We start from the raw sequence: 21,981 nt of genomic DNA on the forward strand, positions 1-21,981 counted from the left end.
ACGCGCCTGACAGCGGCTCGGCGCGGAAGAATGGGTTTATGAGCCAGCAGCCCAGCGCCGAGGTCCACCTCCAGCCCGCCTCCCAGCCGTCGGTCGGTTCCATAGCCGCGCACCGGCCGCACACCCTCGCGGCCGCCGTCTCGGACCTGGAACCGGACATCGACGCGGATCTGGACGGGTACGAAGGGTACGAGCGCGACCGCGAGGACGCGCCCGGGGAGGACGAGCTGCCCTCCGGGCGCTTCCTGGACCGCGAGCGCAGCTGGCTCGCGTTCAACGAGCGCGTCCTGGAGCTCGCCGAGGACCCGGCCACGCCCCTCCTCGAACGGGCTAACTTCCTGGCGATCTTCGCCTCCAACCTGGACGAGTTCTTCATGGTCCGGGTGGCCGGCCTGAAGCGCCGTATCGCCACCGGCGTCGCCACCCGCTCCGCCTCCGGGCTCCAGCCCCGCGAGGTCCTGGACCTGATCTGGACCCGCTCGCGCGAGCTCATGGCCCGGCACGCCGCCTGCTACCAGCAGGACGTGGCCCCGGCGCTGGCCGACGAGTCGATCCATCTGATCCGCTGGCCCGATCTGACCGAGAAGGAGCAGGCGCGGCTCTTCACGCTCTTCCGCCAGCAGATCTTCCCGGTGCTGACCCCGCTGGCCGTGGACCCCGCGCACCCCTTCCCGTACATCTCGGGGCTCTCGCTCAACCTCGCCGTGGTCGTGCGCAATCCGGTCAGCGGCCACCGCCACTTCGCCCGGGTCAAGGTGCCGCCGCTGCTCTCGCGGTTCCTGGAGGCCTCGCCGCAGCGGTACGTGCCGCTGGAGGACGTCATCGCGGCGCACCTCGAAGAGCTCTTCCCGGGCATGGAGGTGCTGGCCCACCACATGTTCCGGGTGACCCGGAACGAGGACCTGGAGGTGGAGGAGGACGACGCCGAGAACCTCCTCCAGGCGCTGGAGAAGGAGCTCATGCGGCGCCGCTTCGGGCCGCCGGTGCGCCTGGAGGTCGAGGAGTCGATCGACCCGTACGTCCTGGACCTGCTGGTGCGCGAGCTGAAGATCAGCGATGCCGAGGTGTATCCGCTGCCCGGCCCGCTCGACCTCACCGGCCTCTTCGGCATCGCGGCCCTGGACCGGCCGGAGCTGAAGTTCCCCAAGTTCGTGGCCGGAACCCATCGCGACCTCGCGGAGGTCGAGTCGGCGTCGGCGCCGGACATCTTCGCCGCGCTGCGCGAGCGGGACGTGCTGCTGCACCATCCGTACGACTCGTTCTCCACCTCGGTCCAGGCGTTCCTGGAGCAGGCGGCCGGCGACCCGGACGTGCTCGCCATCAAGCAGACGCTCTACCGGACGTCGGGCGACTCGCCGATCGTGGACGCGCTCATAGACGCCGCCGAGTCCGGCAAACAGGTCCTCGTCCTGGTCGAGATCAAGGCGCGCTTCGACGAGCAGGCCAACATCAAGTGGGCCCGCAAGCTGGAGGAGTCGGGCTGCCACGTGGTGTACGGCCTGGTCGGCCTGAAGACGCACTGCAAGCTGTCGCTCGTGGTGCGCCAGGAGGGCGAGACCCTGCGCCGCTACTCGCACGTCGGCACCGGCAACTACCACCCCAAGACGGCCCGGCTGTACGAGGACCTGGGGCTGCTCACCGCCGACCCGCAGGTCGGCGCCGACCTCTCGGACCTCTTCAACCGGCTGTCCGGCTACTCGCGCCGCGAGACCTACCGCCGTCTCCTCGTCGCGCCCAAGTCCCTGCGGGACGGCCTGGTCTCGCGCATCAACAAGGAGACGGCCCACCACCGTGCCGGGCGCCCCGCCTACGTACGCATCAAGGTCAACTCGATGGTCGACGAGGCCGTGATCGACGCCTGCTACCGGGCCTCGCAGGCCGGGGTGCCGGTCGACATCTGGGTGCGCGGCATCTGCGCGGCGCGCCCCGGGGTCGCCGGGCTGTCCGAGAACATCCGGGTGCGGTCGATACTCGGGCGCTTCCTGGAGCACTCCCGGGTCTTCTCGTTCGGCAACGGCGGCGAGCCCGAGGTCTGGCTGGGCAGCGCCGACATGATGCACCGCAACCTCGACCGCCGCATCGAGGCGCTGGTCCGGGTCATCGACCCGGCCCACCGCGCGGCTATCACCCGGCTCCTGGAGACCGGCATGTCGGACACCACCTCCTCCTGGCACCTGGGCCCGGGCGGGGAGTGGACCCGGCACGCCGCCGACGCCGACGGACAGCCGCTGCGCCACGTACAGGAGATGCTGATAGACGCCCGGAGGCGCCGGCGTGCTACGCCATGAGAAATCCCCTGGACCGGAGACCGCGGGGGACGTCCTGTCCCCGTATCTCCACGCGCAGGCGGGGGAATTCCTGCGCAGCCTCCGCCTCCACCGAGAGGCGGGGCCCGACAACAACGGCACCGAGGAGGCCGCGCGGGCGCTGCGGCGCGCCGCCCGCCGCATCAGCGGCACGCTGCACACCTTCCGCCCGCTGCTCGACCCGTCCTGGGCCGAACCGCTGCGTACGGAACTGGCCTGGCTCTCGGCCACGCTGGCCGGGGAGCACTCCTGCGCGGCCCGGCTCGCCCGGCTGCTCGACGGCCTCCAGCGGCTCTCCGGCAGCCAGCAGGTGCCCGCGCCGCGCGGTGAGTCGGCGGCCGGGGCGCTGGCGGTGGGCGCGGCACGGGCGGGGGCGCTCCTCGACCGCCAGCTGACGCTGGCCCGCACCCGGGCGCACTCGGCGGCCCTGCAGGCGCTGGGCTCCTCCCGGTTCCACGCGGTGGCCGACGCGGTGGCGCTGCTCGCCAGCGAGGTGCCGCTGTCCAGCTCGGCGGCCGCGTACGCGGTGGAGGTGCTGCCGCCGGCCGCCCAGGCCGCCGAGCAGCGGCTCGCGGAGGCGGTGGCGGCGCTGCCGCTGGCCCGCGCGGCCCATCCGTACAACGCGGAGGCCCTGGCCCAGCCCGGCGAGGCGCAGGACGCCCCCTGGCACCAGGTGCGGCTGCTGCTGCGGCTGCACCGGTACGCCCAGGAGGTGCTGCGCACCGGCCTGCCGCACGAGGACGACGACCGGCTGCTGCGGGCCGGGCGGGCGCTCGACCGGCACCGGGACGCCGCCGCGGCGGCCGCAGCCGCCGCGGCCGCAGCCCGCACCCCGAGGATCGCCCCGGCGACGGCGTACGCCCTCGGGGTGCTCCACGCCGATCAGCGCCACGAGGTGGAGGCGGCCCGGTTCGCCTTCCAGCAGATCTGGCAGCCGATGGCGGCGGTGACGGCGCAGGTGAGCGCGCCGACGGTGACCGCGCCGTGAACCGGGACGGGCGGGTGCTGGCGGCGGGCTGCGTCCTGTGGCGGCGCTCCCCCTGGGGCGACGGCGGCCTTGAGATCTGCCTGGTCCATCGGCCGAAGTACGACGACTGGTCGCACCCGAAGGGCAAGCTCAAGCCGGACGAGGAGCCGCTCGCGGGGGCGGTCCGGGAGGTCCTGGAGGAGACTGGACACACCTGTGTACCAGGTGCCCGGCTGCCCACCGCGTACTACGTCGACACGCAGGGCCGCCCCAAGGTGGTCGACTACTGGGCCGCCGAGGCGGGCGAGGGGCGTTTCGTACCCGGCGACGAGGTCGACCGGGTGCTGTGGCTGGCCCCGGCGGCCGCCCGCCACCGGCTCACCCAGCCCCGCGACCGGCAGCTGGTCGACGCACTGCTGGACGCACGGCACCGGACCTGACGGGAAGCCGGGCCCTGCGCGACACCCCGGGTACACCCTCCGGCGGGGTGCCGTTCACCCGCACGGCCCGCTGAACACAAACCGGTAACGGTCGGCACCGCACTGTCCGACACGGTTCACCTTCCGTTCACTCTCCTCCGTCGGCGGCTTCACCTGTTCTGCCTAATTTCGGCCTTACACGGTGCGGGGCGACCCGCCCGACCGGACATCTCCTCGCACGCCGCCGTACAACGAACGGACACCGGCGGCTTCTGGAAGGAACACCCGAAAGTGAAGCTTCAGCGCAAGAACCGGCTCCGCGCCACCGCTCTCGGCGTCATCGCCGTGTCCAGCGCCCTGGCCCTCACGGCGTGCGGCAGCGACGACAACGACAAGGGTTCGAGCTCCACCGGCGGCACCGGCAAGACGAGCGCCGCGTCGAACATCAAGTGCGACGGCGCCAAGGGCCAGCTCCTGGCCTCCGGCTCCTCCGCGCAGAAGAACGCCATGGACCTCTGGGTCAAGAACTACATGGCGGCCTGCAAGGGTGTGGAGATCAACTACAAGGGCTCCTCGTCCGGCGAGGGCATCATCGCCTTCAACCAGTCCCAGGTCGGCTTCGCCGGCTCCGACTCCGCGCTGAAGCCGGAGGAGGTCGCCAACTCCAAGAACGTCTGCACCGGCGGCGGCCAGGGCATCAACCTCCCGATGGTCGGCGGCCCGATCGCGATCGGCTACCACCTGGAGGGTGTCGACAGCCTGGTCCTGGACGCCCCGACCGTCGCCAAGATCTTCAACAGCAAGATCAAGAACTGGAACGACGAGGCGATCGCCAAGCTGAACCCGTCCGCCAAGCTCCCGGACAAGGCGATCCAGGCCTTCCACCGCTCGCAGGACTCCGGCACCACCCAGAACCTCGGCAAGTACCTCGGCGCCACCGCCAAGGCCGACTGGCCGTACGCGCCCGAGAAGAAGTGGCCGGCCCCGGGCGGCCAGGCCGCGGCCGGCTCCTCCGACGTCGCCGCGCAGGTCAAGCAGACGGACGGCGCGATCGGCTACTTCGAGCTCTCGTACGCCACCGCGCAGTCCATCAAGACCGTGGACCTCAACACGGGCGCCGCCGCCCCGGTCAAGGCCACCCCGGAGAACGCCTCCAAGGCGATCGCCGCCGCCAAGATCAAGGGCACCGGCAAGGACCTGGCCCTGGGCCTCGACTACACCACCAAGGCCGACGGCGCCTACCCGCTCGTCCTCGTCACGTACGAGATCGCCTGCGACAAGGGCAACAAGGCCGACACCCTCGGCACGGTCAAGTCCTTCCTGACCTACACCGCCGGTGACGAGGGCCAGAAGATCCTGTCGGACGCCGGCTACGCGCCGATCCCGGCCGAGATCAACGCCAAGGTCCGCGAGACCGTCGCCGGCCTCCAGTAACACCTGTCGGGCCGACGGACGACCGCTGAAGCGGTCGTCCGGAGGCCTCCGGGGCGGGGGTCCCGATCCGGCCCCCGCCCCCACCATCCGGTGCACCGCCGCCAGGGGACACCTGCCGTCCCCGCCCACAGACCGGAAAGATCAATGGCTTCCATAACCACGAACCCTCCGCCGCCACCGGCGGCTCCGGCCCCCGCCCTGCGCCGGAAGTCCACCGGCCGCGCGGGCGACAAGGTCTTCCTCGGCCTCTCCCGGGGATCCGGCATCTTCCTGCTCGTCCTGATGGCGTCGATCGCCGTCTTCCTGAGCGTCCGCGCCGGGATGGCCATCTCGAAGGACGAGGGCAACTTCCTCACCACCTTCGACTGGGACCCCGCCGCGCAGAAGCCGGTCTTCGGCATCGCCGTCCTGCTCTTCGGCACGGTCGTCAGCTCGATCATCGCGATGGTCATCGCGGTTCCGATCGCTGTCGGCATCGCGCTGTTCATCTCGCACTACGCGCCGCGCAAGCTGGCCGCACCCCTCGCCTACGTCGTCGACCTGCTCGCCGCGGTCCCGTCGATCATCTACGGCATCTGGGGCGCCCTCATCCTCGTGCCCTACCTCGAAGGCCTGAACTCCTGGCTCGACGAGTACCTGGGCTGGACGTACGTCTTCGAGAAGACCGAGGTCGGCGTCGCCCGCTCGCTCTTCACCGTCGGCATCCTGCTCGCGATCATGATCCTGCCGATCGTGACCAGCGTGAGCCGCGAAGTCTTCCTCCAGGTCCCGCGGATGAACGAAGAAGCCGCGCTGGCGCTGGGCGCCACCCGCTGGGAGGTCATCCGGATGTCGGTGCTGCCCTTCGGCCGCTCCGGCATCATCTCCGCCTCGATGCTCGGCCTCGGGCGCGCGCTCGGCGAGACGATGGCCGTCGCCACGGTCCTCTCCCCCAGCTATCTGATCTCCCTCCACCTCCTCAACCCGGGTGGCGGCACCTTCGCCCAGAACATCGCGGCGAAGTTCGACGAGGCCGACCAGCTCGGCCGGGACGCCCTGATCGCCTCCGGCCTGGTGCTCTTCGTCCTCACCCTGCTGGTCAACGGCGCGGCCCGCCTGATCATCGCGCGCCGCAAGGAGTACTCGGGGGCGAACGCCTGATGTCGAACGCAACAGTCCAGGACACCCGCCCCGCCCCCTCCGCGCCGCGCAAGGGCAGCCTGAGCCGCCGGGGCCTGCCCCGCTGGGCCGGGGCCGCCTTCGGCGCCGCCGGCCTCGCGCTCGGCTGCGGCATCGGACTCGTCGCGGACCTCCACAGCAAGGTCCAGTGGGGCCTGCTGTCCGCGATCCTGTTCGTCCTCATCTCGTACGTGGTCACCTCGGTCGTCGAGAACAAGCGCCAGGCCAAGGACCGCGTCGCCACCAGCCTCGTCTGGGTGTGCTTCATCCTCGCCCTCGTCCCGCTGGTCTCCCTGCTGTGGACGACGGTCAAGCGCGGCAGCAAGGCCCTGAACGGGGACTTCCTCTCGCACTCGATGAACGGCGTCACCGGCTTCGAGCCCGGCGGCGGCGTCTACCACGCGCTGATCGGCACCCTGGAGCAGGTCGGCATCGCCACCCTGATCTCCGCCCCGCTCGGCCTGCTGACCGCGGTCTACCTGGTGGAGTACGGCAAGGGCGCGCTCGCAAAGGCCGTGACCTTCTTCGTCGACGTCATGACGGGCATCCCGTCGATCGTCGCGGGCCTGTTCATCCTGACCCTGATGCTGATGTTCGAGCTCAAGCCGTCCGGCTTCATGGGCTCGCTGGCGCTGTCGATCCTGATGGTGCCGGTCGTGGTCCGCTCCACCGAGGAGATGCTCAAGCTCGTCCCGAACGAGCTGCGCGAGGCCTCCCTCGCCCTCGGCGTGCCGAAGTGGCGCACGATCCTGAAGGTGGTCCTGCCGACCGCGATCGGCGGCATCACCACGGGCGTCATGCTCGCCATCGCCCGTATCGCCGGTGAGACCGCCCCGATCATGCTGCTCGTCTTCGGCAGCCAGCTGATCAACACCAACCCCTTCGACGGGGCCCAGTCCTCGCTCCCCTTCTACATCTGGGAGCAGTACCGGGTCGGCAGCGACGCGTCGTACGACCGCGGCTGGGCCGCGGCCCTGGTACTGATCGCCTTCGTCATGATCCTCAATCTGGTGGCCCGCGGCATCGCCCGCTGGAAGGCCCCCAGGACCGGTCGCTGACGCGGCCACATCAGCGACCCTTTCTCGCACGCTCGAAAGAAGCAGTGATCCCATGGCCAAGCGAATCGACGTCAGCGGCCTGACCGCGTACTACGGCTCCCACAAAGCGATCGAGGACATCTCGATGACCGTGGAGCCCCGCTCCGTGACCGCCTTCATCGGCCCGTCCGGCTGCGGCAAGTCCACGTTCCTGCGCACCCTGAACCGGATGCACGAGGTCACCCCCGGTGGCCGCGTCGAGGGCAAGGTGCTCCTGGACGACGAGAACCTGTACGGCAAGGACGTCGACCCGGTCGCCGTGCGCCGTACGGTGGGCATGGTCTTCCAGCGCCCGAACCCGTTCCCCACCATGTCGATCTTCGACAACGTGGCGGCCGGGCTGCGGCTGAACGGCTCGTACAAGAAGAACCAGCTGGCGGACGTCGTCGAGAAGTCCCTCAAGGGCGCGAACCTCTGGAACGAGGTCAAGGACCGCCTGAACAAGCCCGGCTCGGGCCTGTCCGGCGGCCAGCAGCAGCGTCTGTGCATCGCCCGCGCGATCGCGGTCGAGCCGGACGTCCTGCTGATGGACGAGCCGTGCTCCGCGCTCGACCCGATCTCCACCCTCGCCATCGAGGACCTGATCGGCGAGCTGAAGGAGCGCTTCACGATCGTCATCGTGACGCACAACATGCAGCAGGCGGCGCGCGTCTCGGACCGTACGGCCTTCTTCAACCTGGCGGCCGTCGGCCAGCCCGGCCGCCTCGTCGAGATCGACGAGACCGCGCGGATCTTCTCCAACCCGTCCGTCCAGGCGACCGAGGACTACATCTCGGGCCGCTTCGGATAGACCCCCAGCGTCTGCGGTGCTGCATGGCGGTGCCACCGCAAGACGAAGGGCCCGCCTCCTGGTGTCAGGGGGCGGGCCCGCTCTACGTGTGAGGGGCGCCCGACGAATCGCGCAGCGCTTTCGGCCCGGGCCGCCCGGGGCACCCAGGGGCGCGGGGGCCTGCGCAGCACTTTCGGGCCCCGGATCCCCCGGGGTACCCAAGGGCGCGGGGAACTGCGCGACCAGCCCCCACCGGCCCGCGGAAGAATCCCACACCCACCCCGGAGGGCCCCGCGGGGAACTGCGCGACCAACCACGGACGGCCCGCGGCAGACGAAAAAAGGGGCCCGGGGCCAAAGCCCCGAGCCCCCGAGAACGGCTCAGCCGAAGAAGACCCGCACCACGAAATAGCTCGCCGCCGCGACGATCGCAGCCGCCGGCATCGTGATGAACCACCCCAGGATGATGTTCTTCGCGACGCCCCAACGCACAGCGTTGACCCGCTTGGTCGCCCCCACACCCATGATCGCCGAAGTGATCACATGCGTCGTGGAGATCGGCGCGTGGAACAGGAACGCCGAGCCGAACATGATCGACGCACCAGTGGTCTCCGCCGCGAACCCCTGCGGCGGATCCAGCTCGATGATCTTGCGCCCGAGCGTCCGCATGATGCGCCACCCACCCGCGTACGTACCGAGCGACAGCATCGCCGCGCACGCGATCTTCACCCAGATCGGGATCTCGTCGCCCGCGGACTGCACATCGGCGATGACCAGGGCCATCACCACGATGCCCATCGTCTTCTGCGCGTCCTGGAGGCCGTGGCCGAGCGCCATGCCGGCCGCCGAGACGGTCTGGGCGATACGGAAGCCGCGCTTCGCCTTGTGCGGGTTGGCCTTGCGGAACATCCACAGGATCGCGCACATCACCAGATAGCCGACGACGAGGCCGACCACGGGCGAGATGAACATCGGGATGACGACCTTGTCGAGCACACCGTTCCAGTGGACCGTCGTGCCGCCCGCGAGCGCCGCGCCGACCATGCCGCCGAACAGGGCGTGCGAGGACGAGGACGGCAGCCCGAAGTACCAGGTCACCAGGTTCCAGATGATCGCCCCGACCAACGCGGCGAACAGGATCCCCATCCCCTTGTTGCCCTCGGGGGTGGCGATCAGGCCTTCACTGACGGTCTTGGCGACGCCACTGCCGAGGAAGGCACCGGCCAGGTTCATCACGGCGGCCATCGCCAGCGCCGCGCGCGGGGTCAGCGCCCGCGTCGAGACGGAGGTGGCGATGGCGTTCGCCGAGTCGTGGAACCCGTTCGTGTATGTGAATCCGAGCGCGACCGCGATGGTCACGACCAGTGCAAAGGTGTCCACGAAGCTCAGGACTCCTTGACGGCGATGGTCTCCACCGTGTTCGCCACGTGCTCGAAGGCGTCGGCCGCCTCTTCGAGTACGTCCACGATCTGCTTGAGCTTGAGCACCTCAATGGCGTCGTACTTGCCGTTGAAGAGATGGGCGAGCAGCTTGCGGTGGATCTGGTCGGCCTGGTTCTCCAGACGGTTGACCTCGATCCAGTACTCGGTGAGGTTGGACATCGTCCGCAGGTTCGGCATGGCCTCCGCGGTCAGCTCGGCTGCCCGGGCCAGCACCTCGATCTGCTGCTCGACACCCTTGGGCAGTTCCTCGACGTTGTAGAGGACGACGAGGTCGACGGCCTCCTCCATGAAGTCCATGATGTCGTCGAGGCACGAGGCGAGGTTGTAGATGTCCTCGCGGTCGAACGGCGTGATGAAGGAGGAGTTCAGCTGGTGGAAGATCGCGTGGGTGGCATCGTCCCCCGCGTGCTCCGCTGCCCGCATGCGCTCCGCGATCTCGGCCCGGGTCGCGGAGTCCGCTCCGAGCAGTTCCATGAGGAGCTTCGAGCCCGTGACGATGTTGTCCGCGGATGCGGAGAACATGTCGTAGAAGCTCGTCTCCCTGGGGGTCAGACGAAAGCGCACGTGGGGTCCTCGGGGTGCTCTGGATTCGGTCAGGCTGATGCTAGGCGCATCATCCGGCCACGGCTAACCGGCGTACTTCAGTGTCGCCCATCAGGCACAGTGATCAGCACGGGCCCCCGGCCCGTTTCCGGGCCCGCTTTCGCAGGGCTCGTTACCCTATACCCACGAGGGGTATCCACCCCCTCTTCGCACAACGGGAGGACGCGATGACGACCACCGAGCCCGCCGAGCCGGACACCGTCCTCACGGACCAGCCGCACACGGTGCACGGCTACCACAAGCAGAAGGCCGAGCACCTCAAGCGGCTGCGCCGCATCGAGGGCCAGATCCGCGGGCTCCAGCGCCTGGTGGACGAGGACGTCTACTGCATCGACATACTCACCCAGGTCTCCGCATCCACCAAGGCCCTCCAGTCCTTCGCCCTCCAGCTCCTGGAAGAACACCTGCGCCACTGCGTGGCGGACGCGGCGGTGAAGGGGGGCGGGGAGATCGACGCGAAGGTGGAAGAGGCGACGAAGGCGATCGCACGCTTGCTGCGCACGTAGGGGGCTGCGGGGCTGCGCCCCGCAGCCCGCCGGCCGCCTCGCCGCCGCTGTACGCTCCCCCTCCGCCGCCGCTGTGGGCATGCGTGCCGCTGGATCGATGTCGACGCCAACCAGATGCTGATGCACCGCCGCCGCTGTGGGCATGCGTGCCGCTGGGGCTGGGGGTCCCCCTGCTCCTTAAGAGCTTGGGGGAGGGTGGGCAGAGCGGCGCGCCCGTCCCGCCGGGCTGCGCACCCCGCTTTGACCGCGGCCCCGCCGTCCGCCAGGCCGAGATGCCCGTGCCCGGTGGTCCGTTGTCCCCACCCTCCCCCGAGCTCTCGGCTTCGCTGGAGCAGGGGGACCCCCATCGCCCTGCGGAACGCCTGCCCACAACACGTAGGGCAGCCGTCAGAGGCCAACGGGCGGAGGACAGACGGCAGCGCGCCGGGGCCACCGGCGGAGGGGAGCCCGACACCAGGCCCACCACGTCAGCGAACCACCCCGGCCGCCTGGCCGAAAAGTGGCAGCCCGTCACGCGCGCCCGCCCCGTTGGCCTGATTCAGCCCCCGCCCCCCACATGCCCCTCCGGCTCGACCTTGAGTACCTCGTCGATCAGGTCCGGACTGAGCCGCTCCCCGTCCGCGGCCGACGCGGCGATCATCAACTCACCGCACAGCTCGATCTCGACGAGGGCCACGTGGTCCTGGACGGTTGTGCTGCGAAGCCCGGCCACGCACCTCACCCCTCTACCCCTCTTTCTGCCGTCGTCGGCTTCCTAGCGTAGGGAGGAGGACACACACCGCGCATGGCACGGACGGACCATTTCCGCCACCGCCCATGACTGAACTCCCGAACGCCCCCCGAACCCCTATGACTCGATCTTTCCGGCGTAGATGTCCCGAGCCGCCGGCAGCCGTACGGCCGCGGGCACCCCGAATCCGTACAGCAGCGTGGTCGAGGCGACCGCGACCGTACGCCCCCCGTTGACGTAACTGAACTGCTGGCGCAGCTTGCGCAGCAGCCCCTGCGCGTCGAAGTACGCGTCGAACGGCACCGCGCCCTTCGACCTGCCGAACCCTTTCGCCGCCGCCGCCAGCGATCCGCGCGCGTGCGGCCCGGCCGCGTCCGCCGCGCGGCGGATGTCGGCGGTGCCCCGGTAGTGCCGGACTGGGACGCCCGCCAGGTCCTCCTCGCCCATGAACCTCACCGCGCCCGCCCCGCGCAGCAGTTCGGCCGCGACCATCGGATCGGTGACCCCGCCGGTGACCAGATTGCCGTCGGGCAGCGTCGCCGTGTCGACCCGGACCCATTTGTCGGCGGGGACGCCCGCGCCCCGGTTCTTCATGTACAGCGCGCCGGGCGCGAGCAGTTCGGTGATCGGCCGGTGCTCCTGCGCGCCCGCCGCGTCCGTGGGCAGTACGACCTTCAACTGGCCCATGCGGCGCGTGAAGTCGTAGACCCCCTCGCCCCGGATCGTCACGCGCGTCCCGCCCACGGCCATCTCCATGGAGGTGCTGGTCTTGGAGCTGCGGGCGGCCACCAGGGCGTCGACGGCCCGCGTCACCACCTGGCCCGGCGCGGCCGTCTGCCCGTCAGGACCGGCGGAGCCCGGGGAGCCGCCGGCCCCGCACCCGGCGACGAACACGCCCGCGGCGGTCACCGCGGCCACCGTCACGCCGGTCACGACGGCACCGGCGAAGCCCGCGCCACCACGCCTCTGCCGCCGCACCGTCATCGCCGTCAAACCCCCAACCGCTGTCCACGACCCGCCGCACCACCCACCCTGCTTAACGACCGCGTCCCCGCCCCGGTCACGCCCGCGCCCGACCCTGGGTACCGTGGCCGGGTGCCCCACCAAGCCTCGGCCCCTGAGCACCGCACCACCACGACGGAACGCGGCAGCTTCGCCCAGGCCCACTGCACCTGCGGCTGGACCGGCCCCGCCCGCCGCGCCGCTCCCTGACGCGCCCCTCGCACCGCTCGGCCCCAGGGGCCTCACGCGCTTCGGCCCGCTGCGCCGGACTCCGCCCGGCGGACCGGGCCCCGGCCACCCGCCGCCGCCCGCCCCCGATAGCGTGAACCCGTGCCCCAGCAGGACGAGCAGACGCCCGCCGCAGAACACCGCACCATCACCACGGAACGCGGCAGCTTCGCCCACGCCCACTGCACCTGCGGCTGGACCGGCCCCGCCCGCCGATCCCGCGACAGGGCGAGAACGGACGCGGAGCAGCACGAGTCGGCGGCCTAGAGCCGACCAGGACCGACCAGGGCCTGGTCCTGTCCCGTTCGAAGAACGGGACGGTTCGGAACCGAGCCGTCCGGGAAGACCTCCCCGCATGGACCGGCGTTCCCTCCTCGCCGCGGGGGCCGCGGGCGCCGCCCTCGCCGCCGTCACGGCGTCCGCCTGCACCTCCGGCGCCCCCCGCGAGCAGCCCGCCACGCCCTCCAAGTCCCCCGGGCCGCCCACGGCCACCGGCGCCTCCCCGGCCGCCTGGACCGCCCTCGCGCACTCGCTCGCCGGGTCCCTCGTCCGGCCCGGCGACGCCGCGTACCCGACCGCGCGCCAGCTCTACAACACCCGCTTCGACAGCCTGAAGCCGGCGGCCGTCGCGTATGTGGCGAACGACTCCGACGTCCAGGAGTGCCTGGCGTTCGCCCGCGCCCACCGCACTCCCGTCGCCCTGCGCAACGGCGGCCACTCGTACGCCGGGTGGTCCTCCGGCACCGGCCGTCTCGTCCTCGACGTGTCGAAGCTGAACCGCGTAAGGGCCGACGGCGCCACCGCCACGATCGGCGCGGGCGCCCGGCTGCTCGACGTCTACCTCGCCCTGGGCAGGACCGGCCGTACGATCCCCGGCGGCTCCTGCCCCACCGTCGGCATCACCGGGCTCACCCTCGGCGGCGGGCACGGAGTCGCCACGCGCGCGTACGGGGCGACCTGCGACAGCCTCACCTCCGCGACCCTGATCACCGCCGACGGCAAGCGGCTCACCGCCGACGCCGACCGCGAGAGCGACCTCTTCTGGGCCCTGCGCGGCGCGGGCAACGGCAACTTCGGCGTGGTCACCGAGCTCATCTTCCGTACGCACGACGCCCCGCAGGCCGTCACCGCGTATCTGACCTGGCCGTGGGCGAAGGCGCGGGCGGTGATCGAGGCCTGGCAGGAGTGGGGCCCCGACCAGCCCGACGAGGTCTGGTCCGCCGCCCATCTCGCGGCGGCCGCGGGCGGCGCGGGGGCGGGGGCGGCCCCCACGGTCGACGTCTCCGCGTTCTCGCTGGGCTCCTACGGGGACCTCCAGAACGCCGTGGACCGCCTCGCCGACCGCGTCGGCGCCCCCGCCGCCTCCGTCTCGCTGCGCCGCCACGGCTACACCGACGCGATGCTCGCGTACGCCGGGTGCGCGGCCCTCTCCGAGGCGCAGTGCCACCTCGGGGGCGCCACCCCCGGCCGCACCCCGCAGGGCGCCCTCCAACGCGAGACGTACGCCGCCCGGTCCGCGTTCTTCGACCGGGCGATCCCCGCCGCCGGGGTACGGGCCCTGCTCGCCAGGACCGAGGCCTTCGGGAGCGTGCCGGTGGGGCAGGGCGGCGGGGCGGGCAGCGTGGCACTCACGGCGCTCGGCGGGGCGCTGAACCGCGTGTCACCGACGGCGACGGCGTTCGTGCACCGCCGCTCGCGGGTGCTCGCCCAGTACATCGCCTCCTGGCGCCCGGGCACCCCAGGAACGGCCCAGCGGGCATGGCTGAATACCACCCATGACGCGCTGAGCCGGTACGCCAACGGGGCCGCCTACCAGAACTACGCCGACCCGGAACTGACGGACTGGCGCAAGGCGTACTACGGCGCCGCCGCACCCCGGCTCGCCGAGCTCAAGCGCCGCTACGACCCGACGCGCGTGTTCGACTTCCCCCAAGCGCTGTAAAGAAGGGGCATGGTGACGAGGGCGGACCGAAGGGGCACTGCGGCGAGGGCGAACCGCCTTACGCCGCCAGGTCGTTCTCTCCCGGCCCCGCGCCCGTCCCCGCTCCCGACCGCTGCTCGGGCAGGTCCACGGCGAGCCGCAGCGAGGACTGCCCGGCGCGCCGCGACCGTACGAGACGGCCCAGCCGGGGCGACCGGGCCACCGTCGACACCAGCGGGGTCAGCAGCATCAGGGCGAGCGGCGCTAGCAGCAGCGTGACGGCGGTGCCCAGGGCGAAGCCACCGACCACGTCGGTCGGGTAGTGCACGCCCATGTAGACCCGGCAGAAGCCCTCGGCGAGCGCGAGCCCGAGGGCGAGGAGCCCGAACTTGCGGTGCGCGACGAAGAGTCCGGCCCCGATCGCCATCGCCATCGTGGCGTGGTCGCTCACGAACGAGTAGTCCGTCTTGCCGTCCACCAGGACGTCGAGCCCCTTGTGGGAGACGAAGGGCCGGGGCCGCTCCACGAATCCCCTGATGGGGATGTTGACGAGCAGCGCGATCCCGGCGCCGAGCGGCGCCCAGACGAGGGCCGCGAGAGAGGCGAGGGCGCTCTCGCGGTCCTCGCTGCGCCGCAGGCTCGACCAGCACCAGAGCACGACGAGGACGAGGGCGAGCAGGATGCCGTACTCGCCGACGAACTCCATGACGCGGTCGAACCACGTCGGGGCGGAAGCGGCGAGTCCGTTGATGTCGTAGAGCAGGCTGACGTCCGGGTTCGACCCGTCCAGCGCGAGTCCAGCCATGCCGAGGCCCCTTGCCTGTGCGTGTAGCTACCAACCCCCGTGGTCAGTACTCCTGCGGTCACTGTCCACTGAACGGCCTGAACGGCCCTCGCGTTCCACTCTCCACGGAATGATCACCACGACGTTACCGAAGAGAGACTCATCGTCGCAGCTCAGGGCCATGACCTGACGGAGAGTGCCGACGAGATCCGGCCACTCCGTACCGCCGGTCACGTACCCGGTTTGAACGTCGGCAACGCGGCGGCGCCGTCCTTGGTGACCCGGGTCGCACCGAAGTAGTCCGGCGCGTCGATCTTGTCGAAGCGGATGACGGCGCCGGTGTAGGGCGCGTTGATCATGTAGCCGCCGCCGACGTAGAGGCCGACGTGGTGGATGGCGCGGGAGTTGGTGAGGTCGTCGGAGAAGAAGACGAGGTCGCCGGGGAGTAGCTCGCCGCGGGAGGGGTGCGGGCCGGCGTTGTACTGGTCGTTGGCGACGCGCGGCAGCTCGATCCCGATGCTCGCGTACGCGGCCTGGGTAAGCCCCGAACAGTCGAACCGCCCCCCTTGCTCGGCGGTCCCCTCCCCACCCCAGAGATACGGCGTCCCGAGCTTCTGCTGCGCGTAGTAGATGGCCCCGGCGGCCTGCTGGGAGGGCTGGACGCGGGTGGTGGGGCGGGCGAAGCTCTTTTCGAGGGTGCGGATGATCTTTACGTAGTTCTTGGTCTCGGGGTACGGCGGCACCCCGCCGTACTTGATCACCGCGTACGCCCCAGCGTTGTAGGCCGCCAGCATGTTGCTGCTCTGATCCCCCGGCACGTTCTTGACGTATCCGGCCAGTTCGCAGTCGTAGGAAGCTGCGGAGGGGATCGCGTCCTGCGGGTCCCAGACGTCCCGCTTCCCGTCCCCGTTGCCGTCGATGCCGTGCGACTCCCAGGTGCCGGGGATGAACTGGGCAATGCCCTGGGCCTTGGCGGGGCTGACGATGGTCGGGTTCCAGCCGCTCTCCTGATAGAGCTGGGCCGCGAGCAGCGCCGGGTTCACGGCGGGGCAGAGGGTGCCCCACTTCTGCACCAGCGGCTGGTACTTGGCCGGGACCGCACCCTTGGCCAGCCCGACCGACTTCCCACCGCCGCCGAGGCCACCGGCCAGACCGGCCGCCGCCGAGTACGTACCGACGACGAGCAGCGCGAGGAAGCTCAGGCACAGCCCGACCCCGATCCCGCCTGCCACCCAGAATTTGCGCACACGTCAACCCTCCCCCATCGAGGCCGGGTTCACCGCTACTTTCCCGCCAGCCGTGTCGGCCGCGCGTCTCATTCGGCGATGAAGCCGTCACAGACGACGCTCTTGTACTCCTTCGGCCCCGTCACATGCTGGTAGACGACGGTCCATTCGGTCGACTTGTCCCTGACGAGCGGCAAGGCAGGCAGAACCTTGCCGTTGGCCCGGTAGCTGAAGTCGTCCGGATACATCACGTACTTCCACTCGGTCTGGGTGCCGGCGTAGAGGTCGGACGCCTTGCTGACGAAGCCGAGCTGGCGGTTGGGCGTCCGGGACGTCGGCTTTCCATTGGCGTCGACCTCGTGGGGCGGCTTCACCGTTATGGCGAGGTAGTACGGGGGCGCGCCCGGCTCCTCGAACTTGAGCCGGTAGCCGATCTGTACCTTGCCGGGCGGCACCTCGTCCGTGGGGTACTGCTCGCCGGGCGTGACCGAGAACTGGAACTGCGTGTCCAGCTGCTCCTGCATCGGAAGGCGGCAGCGCTCGGACAGCGCCGAGTAGCCGTCGAGCGAGGGTGCGGTCTGCTCGATGTACTGCGGCGGCCCCACCGGGGCCTTGTCCCCGCCGCCGGACGGCGAGGCGCTCCCGGTGGGACCGGGGGATTTCGCGGAGCCGGTCGCCGGCGTCCTCGTACCCCCCGATGCCCCCGCCCCGCCCCCACCCCCCGGCAACCCCCGCACCAACACCGCCGCCGTCACCCCCAGCGCCGCCGCCACCGCGATCGTCACCAGCCAGGGAGTGCGGCGGGAGCGGGTGGCGAGGGGGGACTGGGTGGGGACGTAGGCCGGCGGGATGGTCGGGGTGGCGTGGTTCGGGGGGATCAGGCCCGCGGCCGTCGCCGTGGGGAGGTCGTGCGGGGCCGGTTCCGTCAGGCCCGCCGCGAGCGCCTGGTAGTACGGGTCCTCCGCCAGCGCCGACGTCACCGCGCACCGCACGATGACCTCCGCCGGGGTGGGACGCTCGCCCGGGTCCTTGGCCGCGCAGGCCAGGATCAGCGCGGCCAGCGAGGGCTCGACGCCCGCCACGTCGACCGCCTCGTGGACGGCCCGGTACGACACCGCGTCCAGCGGCCCCGTCCCGAACGGCGCCCTCCCCGTAGCCGCGAACGCGATCGTCGCCCCCAGGGCGAACACGTCCGCCGGGTCGGCGACCTCGTTGCGGATGAGGACTTCCGGGGCCGTGTAGCCGGGGGTGCCGGGGGCGACGCCCGGCTGGGTCAGGGCCGTGTCCGCGGCGGCGCGCGCGATGCCGAAGTCGATGAGCTGGGGGCCCTGCGGGGCCAGGATGACGTTCTGGGGCTTGAGGTCCCGGTGCGTCACCCCGTACGCGTGCACGCTCGCGAGCCCCTCCGCCAGCGCCGCGAACAGCTTGCGGCAGGTGTCGGGAGGGAACGGCCCCCGGTCGGCGACGGCCCGGCTGAGGGTCGGCCCGGAGACGTACTCCGTGGCGAGCCAGTACGGCGGCGCCGCCAGCGACGCGTCGATCAGGTTCGCGGTGTAGGCGCTGCGCACCGCCCGTACCGTCTCGGCCTCCCGGCGGAAGCGGGCCAGCGCCTCGGGGTGGTCGGTGATCTCGTCCTTGATCACCTTGAGCGCGACCAGGCGCCCGCCCGGCGAGCGGCCGAGGTAGACCATGCCCATCCCGCCCGCGCCCAGCCGGGCGAGCAGGGCGTACGTACCTATGTGTGCCGGATCCCGGGGCCTGAGCGCGTCCACCGCACGACTCTTTCATGCAACCCTCGGCCGCCTCACGCCCGTTGACCCACTTGTGATCACTTGGCTGATTAACTGCGTCCGAAAATGGTCACTTTACGTACACGGCTGCGCACTCCCCAGGGCTCGCCTCCCCTCCCCCATCGTTGCTAGGTTGCGTCGGCAAGTAAAGAGAACCAAAAGGCATGGCAATGGGGGAACGGGCGCACATGGCACTCAGCGCGCAGTGGGAAGAGCTCTTCGCGGGCACTCCACCCAGGTCGGGCGGGCAGGAGCCGCCCGCCGCCGGGATGCGGCTCGCGTCTGCCAACGGCAAAGACGGGGGCGGCGGCGCCCCCGACATCCAGTTCAGCAAGTCCCCCTGGAGCTCCGCCGGCAAGGTCGCCGGGGAGCTGCGCACCAGCACGGCCGGCGCGCTCGCCGACCTCGATTCGGCCTCCGAGGGCGTCACCGCCGGTACGGAGGGCTTCGGCGCCACGGCCGCCCTGGAGGAGATCCGCACGTCCTGGAAGGACAGGCTCGGCGCGGTGCGCGACGAGTGCGGGCGGCTCGACGGGGTGCTCAAGAGCGTCGGCAAGGAGTTCGGCGAGACCGACGTGAAGGTCGGCAACGACGTGAAGGCCGTCGCCCCGGCCGAGCCGAAGGGGCGGTGACCCGCCCGTGCCCACCTGGCAGCAACTGCGCGATGTGAAGCTGTCCGAGTTCAGCGACGCCGCCGACGGCTGGGGCAAGGTCAGCAGCCGGGCCAACGCCGCCAAGGACCGCGTCGACAACGAGATGCGCGCGAAGATCCACGAGACGCAGCAGAGCAGGACCGCCGAGGGCGCGGTCGGCGACCTCGGCCGGCTCAGCCGCAACTACCAGTACCTGCACACCGAGTGCGGTCTCGTCCGTACCGCGCTCGACGGGCTCGCCACCGAGCTGGCCGCGCCGCAGAAGAAGCTGAAGCAGGCGCTGGAGGACGCGGAGAACCTGAAGTTCACGGTCCAGACGGACGGGTCGGTGAAGTACCCCACCACCGTCGCGATCACCGTCCCGCTCGCCCCGGGCCCCGGTGTCGCGAGGCCCGGCGCCCCGGTCCCGTTCCTGGCCGGCAAGGGTGAGGGCGGCGGCGACCCGAACAAGGCGCAGGCCGAGGACATCGCCGAGCGGATCGCCGGGGCCGTGCGGGACGCCAACGAGATCGACGGCCGGTACGCGGGCGTCCTGCGCCGCCTCAAGTCCCCGGCGGGCATCGACGTCACCGACGAGATGCTGGTCGACGCGGCGGCGGACACCAAGGACGTCCAGAAGAACGCGAAGTTCCTGCCGGAGTCCGGCATCCCCAAGGGGAAGTCGCCCGCGGACAACAAGAAGTGGTGGGACGGCCTGAGCCAGGAGGAGCGCGACGAGTACGCGACCCTCTACCCGGCGGCCGTCGGCGCCCTCGACGGGGTCCCGGCCACGGTCCGGGACGACTCGAACCGGATGGTGCTGGCGGAGACGCGCGCGCAGGTCGCGGTCGACATCAAGAAGCTCGGCCCGGAGCCCACCCAGTACGTCCAGAACCCCAACGGCGAGTACCCCAAGGTCATCACCAACCCGGCCTACTCCCAGTGGCACAAGGACAAGGACCGCCTCCAGAACAAGCTCAAGGGCATGGACGCGATCCAGGCCCGCTTCGACCGCACCGGCGAGGCCGACCGCAACGGGGAGCACCCGCTGCCCGAGGCGTATCTGCTCGGGTTCGACGCCGACGGCATCGGCCGCGCCATCGTGGCCAACGGCAACCCCGACACGGCGACCCACACCTCCGTCTACGTCCCGGGCACCGGCACCAACCTCGAAGGCATCAACGGCAACATCAAGCGGATGGAGACGCTCTGGCGCGCCTCGGACGCCATGGCCGACGGCAGCAAGGTCTCCACGGTCACCTGGTTCGGCTATGACGCCCCGCAGAGCATCTTCACGGACGCGCCCCAGAGCAAGTACGCGAACGAGGGCGGTCCGATCCTCAACAACTTCCTCGGCGGCCTGCGCGCCTCCCACGAGGGCGAGCCGGGCCATCTGACGGCCCTCGGCCACAGCTACGGCAGTACGGTCATCGGCTCGGCCGCCCGCCAGGGCACCCTGCCCGTCGACGACGTCTTCGTGGCGGGCAGCCCCGGCGAGCAGGTCGGCCACGCCTCCGAGATGGACGTGAAGAAGGGCCACGTCTGGGCGGCCAACGCCGACAGCGAGCCCTACCTGAAGGGCATACACATCCCGTTCGTCGGCGACGACAAGTACGGCGGCGTCAACATCCCGTTCCTGTCCAGCGACCCCGTCCCCGAGATAGGCGGCTGGGGACACGCCCCGAAGAAGCTCGACATCGACATCCTGCCCTCGTGGATCGACGGCGACGGCACGAGCATCGTGAAGCCCCTGACCCCGAGCAACCCGGACTTCGGCGCCAACATCGTCGCCACGGACGGCTCCCGGGGCCACAGTGGCTACTGGGACGAAGGAACCCAGAGCCTCCTCAACCAGGCCCGGGTCACGGTGGGCAAGTACGACAAGGTGACGCTCGAACCATGACCGACGCTCGGACCACGACCGACAAGAGCCGCCCCCGGCGGCGCGGCGGCCCCGCCGCACTGACGGCCGCGGCGCTCGCACTGACCGCAGTGATCGCGCTGATCTCCACGACAGGATGCACCGCCATGCAGGACGACGGGCTGGACTACACACCCCAGAAGATGTCGGTCAAGGACGCCAAGGACCTGATCCGCAGGCAGTCCAGCGTCCTCTTCGACGCCTCGGGGCTCCGGTACGAGACGTCCAACGGCTCGCCGGACGTCAGCCCCTGCGAGAAGGTCGAGCACGGCTACCGCGTCAAGCACTTCTGGAAGGCGTACGGCCCCTCCCGCGAGGTCCTGTCGGCCGCGCTCCAGCGGCTGCACGAGGAGCTGCCCAAGCGGGGCTGGAAGGTCTACCGCTACGAGAAGGCCAACTCGAAGGCCCAGCAGATGCAGCTCGACGTGGAGGACATGAAGCTCCACCACACGGTGACCGTGGAGGAGGACTTCGTCTCGCGCGACCCGGCCGCCTCCAAGTGGGAGAAGGCGGGCCGCGACGGCCTCTTCGTCACGGTGGACTCGCCGTGTTACGTGGATCCGGAGTACAGGACGGGCGACCAGTAGGCCTGGGCTGACGCCTCAGCAGCCGTCCCCCACGGCCAGCCGGTAGAGCGCCGCCGTCGTCGTCCCGAACACCACGCTGTACGACACGTCCGGGTCGTCCCCGCCCTGCTGGTAGCCGCCTATGACGCCCACCACGGACCCGTCCGCCGCCACCCAGGGGCTGCCGCTGGTGCCGCCGGGGTAGTCGGGGCACTCGACGCGCTGCTGGGTGTCGCCGTAGGCCGTCGCGCGCGTGGTGCAGGTCTGCGGGGTGTCGGCGTCGCCCGCGTAGCCGGTCACCGTGACCGTGCCGCCCGTCGGGACGTCGGTGGCCAGCGGCGCCGCGCCGACCGCGTCCTCGGCCTGGGGGGGGGGGGGGGGGGGGGGGGGCAGGAACAAAAAAGGGACACAGTTGTGCCTTTTTTTTTCCTCTCCCCCCAGGCTGTTCCCGTGCTTTTCCTTTCCTCCTCCTTTGTCTCCC

At 71.0% G+C, this 21,981-nt stretch carries 21 protein-coding genes; 13 read left to right on the forward strand and 8 right to left on the reverse strand.

All coding sequences use genetic code 11. The features are described 5' to 3' along the window. Nucleotides 1-38: 38 nt before the first annotated feature. From ACZ499_RS23360 to pstB, 7 genes are all read left to right on the forward strand, one after another. Entirely contained in the window at nucleotides 39-2,288 is a 2,250-nt protein-coding gene (locus ACZ499_RS23360; protein ID WP_468677584.1) for an RNA degradosome polyphosphate kinase, read from the forward strand. Then, the gene (locus tag ACZ499_RS23365; protein WP_468677587.1) at nucleotides 2,275-3,294 is read left to right on the forward strand and encodes a CHAD domain-containing protein; all 1,020 of its coding nucleotides are present in this window, start codon (nucleotides 2,275-2,277) and stop codon (nucleotides 3,292-3,294) included. The genes ACZ499_RS23360 and ACZ499_RS23365 overlap by 14 nt, the downstream gene beginning before the upstream one ends. After that, a complete protein-coding gene (locus ACZ499_RS23370; protein ID WP_468677589.1) occupies nucleotides 3,291-3,713 on the forward strand; it encodes an NUDIX hydrolase in 423 nt (140 codons plus the stop codon). Before ACZ499_RS23365 ends, ACZ499_RS23370 begins: the two co-directional genes overlap by 4 nt. Nucleotides 3,714-3,983: 270 nt before the next feature. Beyond that, nucleotides 3,984-5,126 carry a phosphate ABC transporter substrate-binding protein PstS gene (gene pstS / locus ACZ499_RS23375; RefSeq protein WP_468677590.1) on the forward strand — a complete coding sequence of 381 codons (1,143 nt, stop codon included), beginning with the start codon at nucleotides 3,984-3,986 and terminating at the stop codon, nucleotides 5,124-5,126. 144 nt (nucleotides 5,127-5,270) lie between these two features. After that, nucleotides 5,271-6,266, forward strand: a complete 996-nt coding sequence (gene pstC / locus ACZ499_RS23380) for a phosphate ABC transporter permease subunit PstC (protein WP_468677593.1) — start codon at nucleotides 5,271-5,273, stop codon at nucleotides 6,264-6,266. Then, nucleotides 6,266-7,342 carry a phosphate ABC transporter permease PstA gene (gene pstA / locus ACZ499_RS23385; protein ID WP_468677595.1) on the forward strand — a complete coding sequence of 359 codons (1,077 nt, stop codon included), beginning with the start codon at nucleotides 6,266-6,268 and terminating at the stop codon, nucleotides 7,340-7,342. Before pstC ends, pstA begins: the two co-directional genes overlap by 1 nt. Nucleotides 7,343-7,394: 52 nt before the next feature. Further along, complete coding sequence (gene pstB / locus ACZ499_RS23390; RefSeq protein ID WP_371653888.1) at nucleotides 7,395-8,171, forward strand: phosphate ABC transporter ATP-binding protein PstB; 777 nt, start codon at nucleotides 7,395-7,397, stop codon at nucleotides 8,169-8,171. A gap of 359 nt (nucleotides 8,172-8,530) precedes the next feature. Here the strand turns inward: pstB and ACZ499_RS23395 are convergent, their stop codons facing one another. After that, the gene (locus tag ACZ499_RS23395; protein ID WP_385538407.1) at nucleotides 8,531-9,529 is read right to left on the reverse strand and encodes an inorganic phosphate transporter; all 999 of its coding nucleotides are present in this window, start codon (nucleotides 9,527-9,529) and stop codon (nucleotides 8,531-8,533) included. Between the two features lie 5 nt (nucleotides 9,530-9,534). Beyond that, nucleotides 9,535-10,155: a DUF47 domain-containing protein gene (locus ACZ499_RS23400; RefSeq protein WP_468677596.1), complete on the reverse strand. Its 621-nt coding sequence runs from the start codon at nucleotides 10,153-10,155 to the stop codon at nucleotides 9,535-9,537. Between the two features lie 206 nt (nucleotides 10,156-10,361). Between ACZ499_RS23400 and ACZ499_RS23405 the strand changes: the two genes are divergently transcribed. Beyond that, nucleotides 10,362-10,700 carry a metal-sensitive transcriptional regulator gene (locus ACZ499_RS23405; protein WP_468677598.1) on the forward strand — a complete coding sequence of 113 codons (339 nt, stop codon included), beginning with the start codon at nucleotides 10,362-10,364 and terminating at the stop codon, nucleotides 10,698-10,700. Between the two features lie 538 nt (nucleotides 10,701-11,238). On the opposite strand, the gene ACZ499_RS23410 is transcribed toward ACZ499_RS23405, so the two are convergent. Together ACZ499_RS23410 and ACZ499_RS23415 are read right to left on the reverse strand one after the other, a co-directional pair. Beyond that, a complete protein-coding gene (locus ACZ499_RS23410; RefSeq protein WP_468677599.1) occupies nucleotides 11,239-11,412 on the reverse strand; it encodes a hypothetical protein in 174 nt (57 codons plus the stop codon). Nucleotides 11,413-11,547: 135 nt separating this feature from the next. Beyond that, complete coding sequence (locus ACZ499_RS23415) at nucleotides 11,548-12,414, reverse strand: SCO4651 family lipoprotein (protein WP_468677601.1); 867 nt, start codon at nucleotides 12,412-12,414, stop codon at nucleotides 11,548-11,550. A gap of 348 nt (nucleotides 12,415-12,762) precedes the next feature. On the opposite strand from ACZ499_RS23415, the gene ACZ499_RS23420 reads away from it, so the two are divergent. Both ACZ499_RS23420 and ACZ499_RS23425 read left to right on the forward strand, forming a co-directional pair. Next, nucleotides 12,763-12,927, forward strand: a complete 165-nt coding sequence (locus tag ACZ499_RS23420; protein ID WP_468677603.1) for a hypothetical protein — start codon at nucleotides 12,763-12,765, stop codon at nucleotides 12,925-12,927. 88 nt (nucleotides 12,928-13,015) lie between these two features. Next, entirely contained in the window at nucleotides 13,016-14,602 is a 1,587-nt protein-coding gene (locus ACZ499_RS23425) for an FAD-binding oxidoreductase (protein WP_468677605.1), read from the forward strand. A gap of 58 nt (nucleotides 14,603-14,660) precedes the next feature. Here the strand turns inward: ACZ499_RS23425 and ACZ499_RS23430 are convergent, their stop codons facing one another. The 3 genes from ACZ499_RS23430 to ACZ499_RS23440 all read right to left on the reverse strand — a co-directional run bounded on the left by ACZ499_RS23430 (nucleotide 14,661) and on the right by ACZ499_RS23440 (nucleotide 18,363). Beyond that, entirely contained in the window at nucleotides 14,661-15,386 is a 726-nt protein-coding gene (locus ACZ499_RS23430) for a phosphatase PAP2 family protein (protein ID WP_468677606.1), read from the reverse strand. A gap of 209 nt (nucleotides 15,387-15,595) precedes the next feature. Further along, nucleotides 15,596-16,612, reverse strand: coding sequence for a C40 family peptidase (locus ACZ499_RS23435; protein ID WP_468413068.1), 1,017 nt, complete (start codon nucleotides 16,610-16,612; stop codon nucleotides 15,596-15,598). A 68-nt stretch (nucleotides 16,613-16,680) separates the two neighbouring features. Continuing rightward, nucleotides 16,681-18,363, reverse strand: a complete 1,683-nt coding sequence (locus ACZ499_RS23440) for a serine/threonine protein kinase (RefSeq protein WP_468677608.1) — start codon at nucleotides 18,361-18,363, stop codon at nucleotides 16,681-16,683. Nucleotides 18,364-18,569: 206 nt separating this feature from the next. Between ACZ499_RS23440 and ACZ499_RS23445 the strand changes: the two genes are divergently transcribed. The 3 genes from ACZ499_RS23445 to ACZ499_RS23455 are packed head-to-tail and all read left to right on the forward strand — an operon-like array spanning nucleotide 18,570 to nucleotide 21,521. Further along, nucleotides 18,570-19,013: a hypothetical protein gene (locus tag ACZ499_RS23445; RefSeq protein WP_468677610.1), complete on the forward strand. Its 444-nt coding sequence runs from the start codon at nucleotides 18,570-18,572 to the stop codon at nucleotides 19,011-19,013. 7 nt (nucleotides 19,014-19,020) lie between these two features. Continuing rightward, on the forward strand, nucleotides 19,021-20,916 hold the full coding sequence (locus ACZ499_RS23450; protein ID WP_468677612.1) for an alpha/beta hydrolase: 1,896 nt from the start codon (nucleotides 19,021-19,023) through the stop codon (nucleotides 20,914-20,916). Further along, nucleotides 20,913-21,521 (forward strand): hypothetical protein, encoded by a 609-nt coding sequence (locus ACZ499_RS23455; RefSeq protein WP_468677614.1) that lies wholly within the window; start codon nucleotides 20,913-20,915, stop codon nucleotides 21,519-21,521. Before ACZ499_RS23450 ends, ACZ499_RS23455 begins: the two co-directional genes overlap by 4 nt. A 15-nt stretch (nucleotides 21,522-21,536) precedes the next feature. Here the strand turns inward: ACZ499_RS23455 and ACZ499_RS23460 are convergent, their stop codons facing one another. Continuing rightward, on the reverse strand, nucleotides 21,537-21,800 hold the full coding sequence (locus tag ACZ499_RS23460; RefSeq protein WP_468677616.1) for a hypothetical protein: 264 nt from the start codon (nucleotides 21,798-21,800) through the stop codon (nucleotides 21,537-21,539). Nucleotides 21,801-21,981 lie beyond the last annotated feature (181 nt).

Source organism: Streptomyces sp. NPDC031265 (assembly GCF_055570295.1).

Excerpts from the sequence above, each read along its gene's own strand:
- ACZ499_RS23415 (WP_468677601.1), bottom strand. The coding sequence starts at position 12,414 with ATGACGGTGCGGCGGCAGAGGCGTGGTGGCGCGGGCTTCGCCGGTGCC.
- ACZ499_RS23405 (WP_468677598.1), top strand. The coding sequence starts at position 10,362 with ATGACGACCACCGAGCCCGCCGAGCCGGACACCGTCCTCACGGACCAG.
- pstC (WP_468677593.1), top strand. The coding sequence starts at position 5,271 with ATGGCTTCCATAACCACGAACCCTCCGCCGCCACCGGCGGCTCCGGCC.
- ACZ499_RS23445 (WP_468677610.1), top strand. The coding sequence starts at position 18,570 with ATGGCACTCAGCGCGCAGTGGGAAGAGCTCTTCGCGGGCACTCCACCC.
- ACZ499_RS23425 (WP_468677605.1), top strand. The coding sequence starts at position 13,016 with ATGGACCGGCGTTCCCTCCTCGCCGCGGGGGCCGCGGGCGCCGCCCTC.
- ACZ499_RS23360 (WP_468677584.1), top strand. The coding sequence starts at position 39 with ATGAGCCAGCAGCCCAGCGCCGAGGTCCACCTCCAGCCCGCCTCCCAG.
- pstA (WP_468677595.1), top strand. The coding sequence starts at position 6,266 with ATGTCGAACGCAACAGTCCAGGACACCCGCCCCGCCCCCTCCGCGCCG.
- ACZ499_RS23455 (WP_468677614.1), top strand. The coding sequence starts at position 20,913 with ATGACCGACGCTCGGACCACGACCGACAAGAGCCGCCCCCGGCGGCGC.
- pstB (WP_371653888.1), top strand. The coding sequence starts at position 7,395 with ATGGCCAAGCGAATCGACGTCAGCGGCCTGACCGCGTACTACGGCTCC.
- ACZ499_RS23430 (WP_468677606.1), bottom strand. The coding sequence starts at position 15,386 with ATGGCTGGACTCGCGCTGGACGGGTCGAACCCGGACGTCAGCCTGCTC.